This is a genomic window from Micromonospora sp. NPDC048868 (assembly GCF_043198195.1).
GTDB lineage: Bacteria > Actinomycetota > Actinomycetes > Mycobacteriales > Micromonosporaceae > Micromonospora > Micromonospora reichwaldensis.
In genome coordinates this window covers 48,635-61,686 of record NZ_JBICUN010000001.1, presented here as the reverse complement: position 1 = coordinate 61,686, position 13,052 = coordinate 48,635, and the positions used below count along the sequence as shown (strand labels likewise).

The window sequence follows — 13,052 nt, the reverse complement described above, 5'->3', positions numbered from 1 at the left end:
GAGCGAGCGAATCTTCAGGCTCAGCGCGAAGGTGCCTCATGGCGGCACGGAGCGAAGCGGAGTGCCGGCATGAGTGCCGACGTGACGGCCGCCGCGGCCGGTCCGCTGCCCGACCCCGCCGGTCACTTCGGCCGGTTCGGCGGCCGATTCGTGCCGGAGGCGCTGGTCGCGGCACTCGACGAGCTGGACGCGGCGCACCGCGCCGCGATGGCCGACGAGTCGTTCCGGGCCGAGTTCGGCGCCCTGCTGCGCGACTACGCCGGCACCCCCTCGCTGCTCTACGCGGCGGAGCGGTTCTCCGCCAAGCTGGGCGCGCGGGTGCTGCTCAAGCGGGAGGACCTCAACCACACGGGGGCGCACAAGGTGCGCAACGTGCTCGGCCAGGCCCTGCTGACCAGGCGGATGGGCAAGCGCCGGGTGATCGCGGAGACCGGCGCCGGCCAGCACGGCGTCGCCACCGCCACCGCCGCCGCCCTGTTCGACCTCGACTGCGTGGTCTACATGGGGCAGGTCGACACCGAGCGGCAGGCGCTCAACGTGGCCCGGATGCGGATGCTCGGCGCCACCGTCGTCCCCGTCACCAACGGCTCGCGCACCCTCAAGGACGCGATGAACGAGGCGATGCGCGACTGGGTCGCCAACGTCGACGACACCCACTACCTGATCGGCACCGCCGCCGGGCCGCACCCCTTCCCGGCGATGGTCCGCGACTTCGTCCGGGGCATCGGCGACGAGGCGCGCCAGCAGTGCCTCGACCTCACCGGCGCGCTGCCGGACGCCGTCACCGCCTGCGTCGGCGGCGGCTCCAACGCGTTGGGCATCTTCCACGCCTTCGTCGGCGACCCCGACGTGCGGCTCTACGGCTTCGAGGCCGGCGGCGACGGGGTGGAGACCGGCCGGCACGCGGCCAGCATCACCGGCGGGTCCGCCGGGGTGCTGCACGGCACCCGGACGTACGTGCTCCAGGACGCCGACGGGCAGACGTGCGAGTCGCACTCGATCTCCGCCGGGCTGGACTACCCGGGCGTCGGGCCGGAGCACGCCTGGCTGCACGACAGCGGCCGGGCGACGTACCTGCCGGTCACCGACGAGGAGGCGATGGCCGCGTTCGAGCTGCTCTGCCGCACGGAGGGCATCATCCCGGCGATCGAGAGCGCGCACGCGCTCGCCGGCACCCTCAAGATCGCGCCGAAGCTCACCGCCGAGCTGGGCCGGGAGCCGACGATCGTGGTCAACCTCTCCGGGCGGGGCGACAAGGACGTGCATACCGCCGGCGACTACTTCGGCATCCTCGACAAGGAGCAGTGAGAACGTGAGCCGGATCGGGGTGGCCTTCGACAAGGCCCGCGCCGACGGGCGGGCCGTACTGGTCGGCTGCATGCCGGCCGGCTTCCCGACCGTCGAGGGCAGCATCGCCGCGATGACCGCGATGGTCGAGGCCGGCGTCGACGTCATCGAGGTGGAGATCCCGTACTCGGATCCGGTGATGGACGGCCCGGTGATCCAGAAGGCCAGCGACATCGCCCTCGCCGGCGGCGTACGCACCCGCGACACGCTGCGCGTCATCGAGGCCGTCGCGGCCACCGGGGCGCCCGTGGTCACCATGACCTACTGGAACCCGGTCGAGCGCTACGGCGTCGACGCCTTCGCCCGGGACCTCGCCTCGGCCGGGGGCACCGGGCTGGTCACCCCGGACCTGATCCCGGAGGAGGCCGGCGAGTGGCTCGCCGCCTCGGACGCGTACGGGCTGGACCGCACCTTCCTGGTCTCGCCGTCCTCGACCGACGCGCGGCTGGCGATGACCGTCGAGCACTGCCGGGGCTTCGTCTACGCCACCGCGATCATGGGTGTCACCGGCGCCCGGGCGAAGACCTCCGACGCGGCCCCGATCCTGGTCTCCCGCACGCGGGAGGTCACCGACCTGCCGGTCGGCGTCGGGCTGGGCGTCGGCACGGGCGCGCAGGCCGGCACGGTCGCCGGGTACGCCGACGGCGTCATCGTCGGCAGCGCGCTGATCCGCTGCCTGCTCGACGCGCCCGACGAGGCGTCCGGGCTGGCCGCCCTTCGCGCGCTGAGCGCGGAACTCGCCGAGGGCGTCCGCAACCCCACCCGCTGACTCCGACCGTCCCCTGCCGCCCTCCCGCCCGCTCGCCCTGGGGTCAGTCGTGCGCCGCCCGACCTCCTGTCCCGCCCCGGTCAGTGGTGCGTGCCCGGCCTTCCGGCCCGCCCCGGTCAGTGGTGCGGTGCCCGGTCGGCCGGCGGGGTGCTCCGCTGCCCCGGTGCATGGCCCGCGGTCGACGCCGGGACGCCCGGGGCGGCGTCCCGCAGCACGCCGGAGCGGCCCGCCAAGGCGTCGGTGAGCGCCGCCCGGGTGGTCGGGGTGAGCGCCTCGGGCAGCGCCGACGGGTGGTGCCAGGACGGCCGGCAGCCGCCCACCGGGTCGCCGGCCGGCCCCGATCCCCGCGTACGCGCCCGGAAGACGTGCACCAGGACGTCGGGCAGCGGCCCGGCGCGTCCGGCCGCCGGGGCCGGACCGGCGAGCGCCGCCCCGTGCCGCCCGGCGAGGTGGTAGAGGCCGACCAGGTCGACGACCTCGACCTCCCACCCGGTCTCGGCCCGGATGTCGCGCGTGACCGCGTGCACGGGGCTCTCGGCCGGGCGCAGCCGCCCACCGGGCAGCCCGTGGCGCTCGCCCCGGCCCTGCCGGCACAGCAGCACCCGGCCGGCGTCGTCGGTGACGACCGCGGCGACCGCCCAGGTGAGCGCGCTCATGGACAAAGAGCCTACGGCGGCGCAAACCAGAAGTCACCGGGACCGGCGGACGGTGGACCGGGGTGCCACCGGAGGGGGCCACGGCGGTAGCGTGTGCACCCGTGACTCTCGCCTCGCTGACTCCCCAGGCGGCCCTGCCCAGCCCCAGCACCGCCGTCTGGCAGCTCGGACCGGTGCCGATCCGGGCGTACGCGCTGTGCATCATCGTCGGCATCGTGGTGGCCTGCTGGGTCACCGAGCGGCGGCTGCGCCAGCGCGGCGTCGCCCCCGGTGCGGTCCTCGACATCGCCGTCTGGGCGGTGCCGGCCGGCATCGTCGGCGCCCGCATCTACCACGTGATCACCTCTCCGGAGAAGTACTTCGGCACCGGTGGCGAGCCGATGAAGGCGTTCGCGATCTGGGAGGGCGGTCTCGGCATCTGGGGCGCGGTGGCCGGCGGGGCCGTCGGCGCGTGGTTCGCGGCCCGGCAGCTCGGCATCCCGTTCGGGGTGGTCGCCGACGCGCTGGCCCCCGGCCTGCCGCTGGCCCAGGCGATCGGCCGGCTCGGCAACTGGTTCAACAACGAGCTCTACGGCGGCCGGACCACCCTGCCGTGGGGTCTGGAGATCCACCGGATGGACCCGGACAACCCGGGCCACGCGCTGCGCGACGACGCCGGCAAGCCGATCCTCGAACCGGGCCTCTACCACCCGACGTTCGCCTACGAGCTGCTGTGGAACGTCGGCGTGGCCGCGCTCGTCCTCGTCGTCGACCGCAAGCTGCGCCTCGGCCGGGGACGGGCGTTCGCGCTCTACGTCATGGGCTACACGGCCGGGCGGTTCTGGATCGAGCTGATGCGCACCGACGAGGCGAACACCATCCTCGGCGTACGCCTGAACGTCTGGACCGCCGGCCTGGTCTTCCTCGGCGCCCTCGCCTACTTCGTGCGGGTGCGCGGCCCCCGGGAGTACGTCATTCCCGTCGGCGCCGCCGCGACCGCGGAGCCGGCCGTCGGCTCCGACGTCTCGCAGGTCGACCTGTCCGCGCGGGAGGCCGGCGCGGAGGCGGCCGCCCCGGAGGGCTACCGGGTGGTGAGCGAGGAGCAGTACCGGCACTGGCAGGAGACCGGCGAGACGCCGGCCGAGCCGGACGCCGAGGCCCCGTCCGACGGGCCGTCGAGCGCGCCGGCCGGTGCGGCGGACACCGACGACGACCTGCCCGCCAAGTCGACCGCCGCCGGGGACGACGGCGCGCCCGCCGGGGAGACCCCGCAGGACCGGGCCGGGGCCACGGGCGCCCGGCCCGCCGAGCGCGACAGCTGAGGAGGAGCACCCGATGCGTAGCGCGGTCGTGGTCGGCGCCGGGATCGGCGGCCTCGCGGTCGCCGGCGCGCTGGCCCGCTCCGGCTGGCGGGTCACCCTGCTGGAGCGTGCCGACCGCGTCCGCCCCGAGCCGACCGCCGTGGCGCTCTGGCCCAACGGCGTACGCGCGCTGCGCGCCCTGGGCCTCGGCGCCGGCCTGGAGGCGATCGCCACGGGGCTGCCCGACGGCGGGGTGCGCCGCCCGGACGGGCACTGGCTGGTGCAGCCCCGCCCCACGCCGGCCGACCGGATGCCGGTGGTGGTGCACCGGGAGGACCTGCACGACGCGCTCATCGCCGGCCTGGGCGACGAGGTCGAGCTGCGCACCGGGGTGACCGTGCGGACGGTCCGCGCCGTCTCCGGGGAGCGCCCCTCGGTCGGCGACGGCCGGCACACCATCGAGGCCGACCTGGTCGTCGCCGCCGACGGCACGGACAGCGCGCTGCGCCGGCAACTCGCCCCCGAGTCCGGCGTGGTCAGCTCCGGCTGCGCCGCCTGGCGGGCGGTGATCCCCTGGTACCGGGCCCCGAAGCTGCCCGCCGACCGGCCCGTCGGCGGCGAGGTGCTCGGTGCCGGCTACCGCTTCGTGTCGGCCTCGCTCGGCGAGCGCGGCTCCTCCGGCGGCTCCAGCCGGGGCGGCATCTACTGGGTCGCCACCGCCGTCGGCGCACCCCGCCCGGAGCCGCCGGAGACCCAGCTCGCCCTGCTCCGCCGCTGGTACGCGGGCTGGCCCGCGCCGATCGCCGACCTGCTCGACGCCACCGACCCGGCGGACCTGGTGCAGCAGGAGATCCGGGAGCTGCGGCCGCTGCCGAGGTCGTACGGCTTCCCGACCGGCCCGGGCGGGGTGGTGCTGCTCGGCGACGCCGCCCACGCCATGCCGCCGCACCTCGGCCAGGGCGCCTGCCTTGCCTTCGAGGACGCCGCCACCCTCGCCTCGCTGCTGCGCGAGTCCCGCCTGCCCGACGCGGTGGTCGCGTACGACCGGGTGCGCCGGCCCCGGGCGGCGACGGTGGTCCGGCAGACCCGCCGGATGTCGGCGGTGCTGAAGGCCCGGGGCCCGCTGGCGCTGCGCGCCCGCGACGTGGCCCTGGGCGCCCTGAGCCCCCGCCTCCTCTCCACGGCGGCCACCACGGCCGCCCAGTGGCGCCCCCCGACCTGACCCGTCGGGCCGATGTGCCGCCCCGAGCGCTCGGTCAGGGGGTGACTGGGGCGGGTTCGGCGATGCAGGCGGTGCCGATGCGGCGGAAGCCGACGCGCAGGTAGACCCGGGCGATGTCCTCGCTGCCCGCGGAGAGGAAGACCAGGTCGGTGCCGGCGGCCAGCAGCTCGCGGGCCAGCGTGGCGGTGACCGCCGCGCCCAGGCCACGGCGGCGGGCGGCCGGCAGGGTGGCCACGCCGGCGATCTCGGCGACGTCGCCGACCCGCATCGCGATCCCGCTGGCCAGCGCGCCCTCGGTGGGCGTCTCCGCCAGCACGGACAGGCGCCGGCCGTTCGCGACGCGGGTGCGCTCCTCGTCGAGCGCCGCCTCGTCCAGCTCGGCCATCGCGGCGTCCCGCTGGGCGGGCCCGGCCTCGCCGGGTGCGGTGCCGGCCGCGGAGAACCCGACGGCGGCGACCGCTCCCCGCGCCGCCAGGTCCGCCGCGAAGTCGGGCGCCGCCACGTCGAGCATCCGCAGCGGTACGTCCGTGAGGGTGCCCGGGTCGGGCAGGGCGGCCGGGTCGAGCACCATCAGCGGCGCCTCCAGCACCGCCAGCCCCGCCGAGCGGGCCACGGCCAGCAGGTCGGGGGTGGTCTCGTGCACCCATTCGAGGGCCTCGGGCAGGCCGAGTTCGCGCTGCCGCTCGCGTACGGCCGTGATGTCCGCCAGCGACGGCGCACCGGTGGCGTCGAGTCGGGGCCGGGCGTAGAACGGCCAGCCGGCGCCTTCCCTGACGAACAGTACGAGCGGGCCGTACTCCTCCGTACGCGCCGCGTCCCGGGGCACGGCGTCGTAGAAGCGCTCCAACCGGCCGAACAGGTCCCTGTCAAGAAAATCCACCGCGCGAGACTACACGTCCCAGATTCTGGAAGGTGTGATCAATCTGCACTGGCCTTGCGCGGTGGACCCTAACGTAGACTCAATAGACCCTTGAGGGCCGACGTCGTCCCGATCGAGATCCACCCTGAGCGACGACAGGAGGCCCGGTGGCCTTTCCGTACCCTCACAGCAGCCCGAAGCAGGCCCCGCACCTCGGCCCGGGAGCGCCCGCGGCCGGGCTCTACGACCCCGCGCAGGAGCACGACGCCTGCGGTGTGGCCTTCGTGGCGGACCTGCACGGGCGGCGCTCGCACGCGGTCGTGGTCAACGGCCTCGACGCGCTCTGCCGGCTGGACCACCGGGGAGCCCGAGGCGCGGAACCCAACACCGGCGACGGCGCGGGCATCATGATCCAGATTCCGGACGCGTTCCTGCGCGCGGTGGTGGACTTCGCGCTGCCGCCCGCCGGCGAGTACGCCACCGGCCTGGTCTTCCTTCCCGACGACGACGCCGCCGAGGCCCGCGCGCGCCGCGTGGTGGAGAAGTACGCGCTGGTCGAGGGGGCCGACGTGCTCGGCTGGCGGGACGTGCCGGTCGACCCGGGCGGCCTCGGCGAGACCGCCCTCGCGGCGATGCCCCGGGTGCGGCAGCTCTTCCTCGCCGCGCGCCGGCTCACGGGCTCGGCGGCCGGGCCGGCCGGGTCGCCGCTGGGCGGCGTCGAGCTGGAGCGGGTCGCGTTCTGCGTGCGCAAGCAGGCCGAGCGGGAGAGCGCCGAGCGGGGCGTGCCGGCCTACTTCCCGTCGCTGTCCGGGCGGACCATGGTGTTCAAGGGCATGCTCACCCCCGACCAGCTCCCGGCGTTCTATCCGGAGCTGTCCGACGCGCGGGTGGAGAGCGCGATCGCGCTGGTGCACTCCCGGTTCTCCACCAACACGTTCCCGTCCTGGCCGCTGGCGCACCCGTACCGGCTCATCGCGCACAACGGCGAGATCAACACGATCCGGGGCAACCGCAACTGGATGCAGGCCCGCGAGGCGCTGCTGCGTACCCCGAATTTGCCGGGCAACATCCGCCGGGTCTTCCCGGTCTGCACCCCCGCCGCCTCCGACTCGGCGAACTTCGACGAGGTCCTCGAACTGCTGCACCTGGCCGGACGGAGCCTGCCGCACGCGGTGCTGATGATGATCCCGGAGGCGTGGGAGAACGATCCCGACATGGCCGCCGACAAGCGCGCCTTCTACCGCTTCCACGCGAGCCTGATGGAGCCGTGGGACGGGCCGGCCTCGGTCGCCTTCACCGACGGCGAGGTCGTCGGCGCCGTGCTGGACCGCAACGGGCTGCGCCCGGGGCGCTGGTGGCGTACGGACGACGGGCTCGTGGTGCTCGGCAGCGAGGCGGGCGTGCTCGACCTCGACCCGGCCCGGGTGGTCGCCAAGGGCCGCCTCCAGCCGGGCAAGATGTTCCTGGTCGACACCGTCGCCGGCCGGATCGTGCACGACGAGGAGATCAAGGCGGAGCTGGCGGCCGAGCAGCCGTACGCCGACTGGCTGCACGCCGGCCTGATCGAGCTGACCGACCTGCCCCCGCGCCGGCACACCGTCTACACCCACGACTCCGTACGCCGCCGCCAGCAGACCTTCGGCTACACCGAGGAGGAGCTGAAGATCCTGCTCGCGCCGATGGCGCGCACGGGCGCCGAGCCGCTCGGCTCGATGGGCACCGACACCCCGATCGCCCCGCTCTCCACCCGGCCGCGGCTGCTCTACGACTACTTCCACCAGCTCTTCGCGCAGGTCACCAACCCGCCGCTGGACGCCATCCGCGAGGAGCTGGTGACCAGCCTGGCGTCCACCATCGGGCCGGAGGGCAACCTGCTCGACCCGGGCCCGGCGAGCTGCCGGCAGATCGTGCTGCCCTACCCGGTGATCGACAACGACGAGCTGGCGAAGATCCTCTCCATCGACGAGGACGGCGACCTGCCCGGCTTCAAGGCGGTCCGGGTCTCCGGGCTCTACCGGGTCCGGGAGGGCGGCGCCGGGATCAAGGCCCGGCTGACGGAGATCTGCCGGCACGTCTCCGAGGCCATCGAGGACGGCGTACGCATCCTGGTGCTGTCGGACCGGGACTCCAACGCCGACCTCGCCCCCATCCCGTCGCTGCTGCTCACCGCCGCCGTGCACCAGCACCTCGTGCGCGAGCAGACCCGCACCCAGGTGGCGTTGATCGTCGAGTCCGGCGACTGCCGCGAGGTGCACCACGCGGCGGTGCTGATCGGCTACGGCGCGGCGGCGGTGAACCCGTACCTGGCGTTCGAGTCGGTGGAGGACATGATCTCCACCGGGGCGCTGGTCGGCACCGAACCGGCCAAGGCCGTGCGCAACTACGTCAAGGGCCTCGGCAAGGGCGTCCTGAAGATCATGTCCAAGATGGGCATCTCGACGGTGTCGTCGTACTGCGGGGCGCAGGTCTTCGAGGCCGTCGGGCTGGACGCCAAGCTGGTCCAGCGCTACTTCCGGGGCACCCCGAGCAAGATCGGCGGGATCGGGCTGGACGGCATCCACGCCGAGGTCGCCGCCCGGCACGCCGTGGCCTGGCCGGCGCCGGGCGCCGTGGCGTCCGACCGGCTGGAGGTCGGCGGCGAGTACCAGTGGCGCCGCGAGGGCGAGCTGCACCTGTTCAACCCGGAGACGGTCTTCCTGCTCCAGCACGCCACCCGCAGCCGCCAGTACGACGTCTTCCGCCAGTACACGGCCAAGGTCGACGAGCTGGCCGCGGCGGCCGGCTCGCTGCGCGGGCTGTTCACCCTGCGTACGGGCGTGCGGCCCCCGGTGCCGCTCGACGAGGTCGAACCGGCCACCGAGATCGTCAAGCGGTTCGCCACCGGCGCCATGTCGTACGGCTCGATCTCGGCGGAGGCGCACGAGACCCTCGCCATCGCGATGAACCGCCTCGGCGGCAAGTCCAACACCGGCGAGGGCGGCGAGGACGTCGAGCGGCTGCACGACCCGGCCCGCCGCTCCGCCGTGAAGCAGATCGCCAGCGGCCGGTTCGGGGTGACAAGCGAATACCTGGTCAACGCCGACGACCTCCAGATCAAGATGGCGCAGGGCGCCAAGCCGGGCGAGGGCGGGCAGCTGCCCGGCAACAAGGTCTGGCCGTGGATCGCCCGCACCCGGCACGCCACCCCGGGCGTCGGCCTGATCTCCCCGCCGCCGCACCACGACATCTACTCCATCGAGGACCTCGCGCAGCTCGTCCACGACCTGAAGTGCGTCAACCCGTCCGCCCGGGTGCACGTCAAGCTCGTCAGCGAGGTCGGCGTCGGCACCGTCGCGGCGGGCGTGGCGAAGCTCAAGGCCGACGTCATCCTGATCTCCGGCCACGACGGCGGCACCGGCGCGTCCCCGCTGAACTCGCTCAAGCACGCCGGCACCCCGTGGGAGCTGGGGCTGGCCGAGGCGCAGCAGACGCTGCTGCTCAACAAGCTGCGCGACCGGGTCACCGTGCAGGTCGACGGGCAGCTCAAGACCGGCCGCGACGTGCTGGTCGCGGCGCTGCTCGGCGCCGAGGAGTTCGGCTTCGCCACCGCGCCGCTGATCGTCGAGGGCTGCGTGATGATGCGCGTCTGCCACCTCGACACCTGCCCGGTCGGCATCGCCACCCAGAACCCGGTGCTGCGGGAACGCTTCACCGGCCGGCCGGAGTTCGTGGAGAACTTCTTCCTCTTCCTCGCCGAGGAGGTCCGCGGCTACCTGGCCGAGCTGGGCCTGCGGTCGATCGAGGAGGCCATCGGCCAGGCCGAGCTGCTCGACGTCGCCCCGGCGATCGCCCACTGGAAGGCCGGCGGGCTGGACCTGACCCCCGTGCTGCACCTGCCGGAGCTGCCGGCCGGGGCCGCCCGCCGGGGCGTACGGGCCCAGGACCACGGGCTGGAGCTGGCGCTGGACAACGAGCTGATCGCCCTGGCCGGGCCGGCGCTGGCCGACCGTACGCCGGTGCGGGTGGAGGTGGCGGTGCGCAACGAGCACCGCAGCGTCGGCGCGATGCTCGGCGGCGAGGTGACCCGCCGCTTCGGCGGGGCCGGCCTGCCCGCCGACACGATCGAGTTCACGCTGCGCGGCACCGCCGGCCAGTCGTTCGGCGCGTTCCTGCCGGGCGGGGTCACCCTCCGGCTGCACGGCGACGCCAACGACTACGTGGGCAAGGGCCTCTCCGGCGGCCGGCTCGTCGTGCGGCCGGACGCCGCCGCCCCCTTCCTCGACGGCGAGGCCGAGCCGGGGCAGCGGGCCGAGGACCAGACCATCGCCGGGAACACCATCCTCTACGGGGCCACCGCGGGCGAGCTGTTCCTGCGCGGCCGGGTGGGGGAGCGGTTCGCCGTACGCAACTCCGGTGCGGTGGCCGTCGTCGAGGGCGTCGGTGACCACGGCTGCGAGTACATGACCGGCGGGACCGTGGTGGTGCTGGGCCCGACCGGCCGCAACTTCGCCGCCGGCATGTCCGGCGGCATGGCCTTCGTGCACCGGCTGGACCGCCGCCGGGTCAACGCGGAGCTGGTCGACCTGGCACCGCTGTCCGGGGAGGAGCAGGCGGTGCTGCACGAGCTGGTGCAGCGGCACTTCGCCGAGACCGACTCGGCGGTCGCCGAGGGGCTGCTCAAGCGCTGGCCGGAAGCGGTGGCGGAGTTCACCGCCGTGGTGCCCCGGGACTACCGCCGGGTGCTGGAGATCATGCGGGCCGCCGAAGCCGCCGGCCGCGACGTCGACGACGCGGTGATGAGCGCACTCGCGGTGAACGCCGCCCCAGCTGCGCAGTCGGCGCCCTCCGCTTCGTCTGTTCCGACCCTGCCCGCCCCGCGGGTGACGGTCCAGGAGGTGGCTCGTGCCTGACCCGAACGGTTTCCTGCGCTACGACCGGCGGCTGCCCGCGCGCCGCCCGGTGCCGGTGCGGATCAGCGACTGGCGCGAGGTGTACCCGCCGGCAGGCGAGGAGCTCATCCGCGAGCAGGCCACCCGCTGCATGGACTGCGGCATCCCGTTCTGCCACGACGGCTGCCCGCTGGGCAACCGCATCCCGGACTGGAACGACCTGGTCCGCACCGGCGCCTGGGACGCCGCTGTCGAGTCGCTGCACGCCACCAACAACTTCCCGGAGTTCACCGGCCGGCTCTGCCCGGCGCCCTGCGAGGCGGCCTGCGTGCTCGGCATCGGCGGCGGGCAGCCGGTCACCATCAAGCAGGTCGAGGTGGAGATCGCCGACGCGGCCGTCGCCCGGGGCGGCCTGCTGCCGCGCCCGGCACCGGCGCCGACCGGACGCTCGGTCGCCGTGGTCGGCTCCGGGCCCGCCGGCCTCGCCGCCGCGCAGCAGCTCGCCCGCGCCGGTCACGCCGTCACGGTGTACGAGCGCGACGACGCGATCGGCGGCCTGCTGCGGTACGGCATCCCCGACTTCAAGCTGGAGAAGGTCCACATCGACCGGCGCCTGGCCCAGCTCACCGCCGAGGGGGTGCGCTTCCGCACCGGGGTGAACGTCGGCGTCGACGTCACCGCCGAGCAGTTGCGCGCCGAGCACGACGCGGTGCTGCTCGCCTGCGGCGCGCTGCGGGGCCGGGACACCCCCGAGACGCCGGGGCGCGGACTGCGCGGCGTACACCAGGCGATGGACCACCTCGTCGCGGCCAACCGGGTGGTCGCCGCGGCGGCGGGCGGCCGGCCCGACACGGCGGTGCTGCCCGACGGCGACCCGATCGACGCGGCCGGCAAGCACATCGTGATCATCGGCGGCGGCGACACGGCGGCGGACTGCCTGGGCGTGGCGCACCGCCAGGGCGCGGCCGGCGTACACCAGTTGGACCTCTACCCGCAGCCGCCGCAGGCGCGCGACGAGGCCCGGGACCCGTGGCCCACGTGGCCGTGGCTGCTGCGCAGCTACCCGGCGCACGAGGAGGGCGGCGAGCGGGTCTTCGCCGTCGCGGTCCAGGAGTTCGTCGACGACGGCACCGGCCAGGTGCGGGCGGTGCGGATCGCCGAGGTGACGGTGGAGAAGCGGGACGGTCGGCGCATCGTCACCCCGGTGCCCGGCTCCGAGCGGGAACTCCCGGCCGACCTGGTGCTGCTGGCGATCGGCTTCGAGGGCACCGAGGAGCAGCCGCTGCTCGACCAGCTCGGGGTCGGCCGCAACGCCCGTGGCGCGATCGACGCCCGGTCCGACTGGCAGACCGGCACCGACGGCGTCTTCGTCGCCGGCGACATGCACCGGGGCGCCTCGCTGATCGTCTGGGCGATCGCCGAGGGCCGGGCCGCGGCCGCCGCCATCCACGCCCACCTGGGCGGGACGGGCACCCTGCCCGCCCCGGTGGACCCGGCCCGCCAACCCCTGGCCGCGCGCTGACCGGCGATCCCGGCCCTGTCTGGGGTGGCCCTGTCTGGGGTGGCCCTGTCCCAGGCGGGCCTGCCCGGACCGGTACCTGACACGTGGCTCGGGTCGACGCGTTCGACCCGAGCCACGTCTGCGCCTGGCGCCCGGCTGGCGTGCGCCATCCCGTTCGGGCGGCGGGCTCCGCCAGCGTCCGGGCCCTGTCGTTCGGAATTCGTCGGCGCTCGGTGCCCTGTCGGTCGTGTCGGCGCTGTCGAGCTGATGTCGTAAACGGATCGCAGGGCCTACCGGTACGTCGTGCGCACTACGGGCGCGGGGATCGGCCGGCGCCCGGGCGGGTGAATCGTCTACGACATCAGCTCGAAAGCGTCGACGGCAGGCTTCCCATCCAGCGCGTGCGAGGTCCGCCTCTGGCGTCTGAACGAGTGCCGAATCCCGCAAGAGGGAGGGAGACCGAGGTGGTTCTGAGGTGGTTCTGGCGCTGCGGCGCGCCGCGCCGCGCAAAGGGCGTGAGCCGTGCGGAAGACGGCCGTCGGAGTGCGGA

At 74.9% G+C, this 13,052-nt stretch carries 8 protein-coding genes; 6 read left to right on the top strand and 2 right to left on the bottom strand.

Features of this window, described 5'->3' with window-relative positions; translation table 11 throughout:
• The first annotated feature begins 69 nt into the window (after positions 1-69).
• Positions 70-1,308: a tryptophan synthase subunit beta gene (gene trpB, locus ACGFNF_RS00285; protein ID WP_311411654.1), complete on the top strand. Its 1,239-nt coding sequence runs from the start codon at positions 70-72 to the stop codon at positions 1,306-1,308.
• Positions 1,309-1,312: 4 nt separating this feature from the next.
• Positions 1,313-2,116, top strand: a complete 804-nt coding sequence (trpA, locus tag ACGFNF_RS00280; protein WP_132236378.1) for a tryptophan synthase subunit alpha — start codon at positions 1,313-1,315, stop codon at positions 2,114-2,116.
• Between the two features lie 116 nt (positions 2,117-2,232).
• Here the strand turns inward: trpA and ACGFNF_RS00275 are convergent, their stop codons facing one another.
• Positions 2,233-2,772, bottom strand: a complete 540-nt coding sequence (locus ACGFNF_RS00275) for an NUDIX hydrolase (protein ID WP_393164785.1) — start codon at positions 2,770-2,772, stop codon at positions 2,233-2,235.
• Positions 2,773-2,873: 101 nt separating this feature from the next.
• On the opposite strand from ACGFNF_RS00275, the gene lgt reads away from it, so the two are divergent.
• Both lgt and ACGFNF_RS00265 read left to right on the top strand, forming a co-directional pair.
• Positions 2,874-4,073 (top strand): prolipoprotein diacylglyceryl transferase, encoded by a 1,200-nt coding sequence (gene lgt, locus ACGFNF_RS00270; protein ID WP_393164783.1) that lies wholly within the window; start codon positions 2,874-2,876, stop codon positions 4,071-4,073.
• Positions 4,074-4,086: 13 nt separating this feature from the next.
• Complete coding sequence (locus ACGFNF_RS00265) at positions 4,087-5,274, top strand: NAD(P)/FAD-dependent oxidoreductase (RefSeq protein ID WP_151456314.1); 1,188 nt, start codon at positions 4,087-4,089, stop codon at positions 5,272-5,274.
• A 34-nt stretch (positions 5,275-5,308) separates the two neighbouring features.
• On the opposite strand, the gene ACGFNF_RS00260 is transcribed toward ACGFNF_RS00265, so the two are convergent.
• Entirely contained in the window at positions 5,309-6,154 is an 846-nt protein-coding gene (locus tag ACGFNF_RS00260) for a GNAT family N-acetyltransferase (RefSeq protein ID WP_393164781.1), read from the bottom strand.
• 146 nt (positions 6,155-6,300) lie between these two features.
• Between ACGFNF_RS00260 and gltB the strand changes: the two genes are divergently transcribed.
• Both gltB and ACGFNF_RS00250 read left to right on the top strand, forming a co-directional pair.
• Positions 6,301-11,022: a glutamate synthase large subunit gene (gene gltB, locus ACGFNF_RS00255; protein ID WP_393164779.1), complete on the top strand. Its 4,722-nt coding sequence runs from the start codon at positions 6,301-6,303 to the stop codon at positions 11,020-11,022.
• The gene (locus ACGFNF_RS00250) at positions 11,015-12,523 is read left to right on the top strand and encodes a glutamate synthase subunit beta (protein ID WP_393164777.1); all 1,509 of its coding nucleotides are present in this window, start codon (positions 11,015-11,017) and stop codon (positions 12,521-12,523) included. Before gltB ends, ACGFNF_RS00250 begins: the two co-directional genes overlap by 8 nt.
• Positions 12,524-13,052 lie beyond the last annotated feature (529 nt).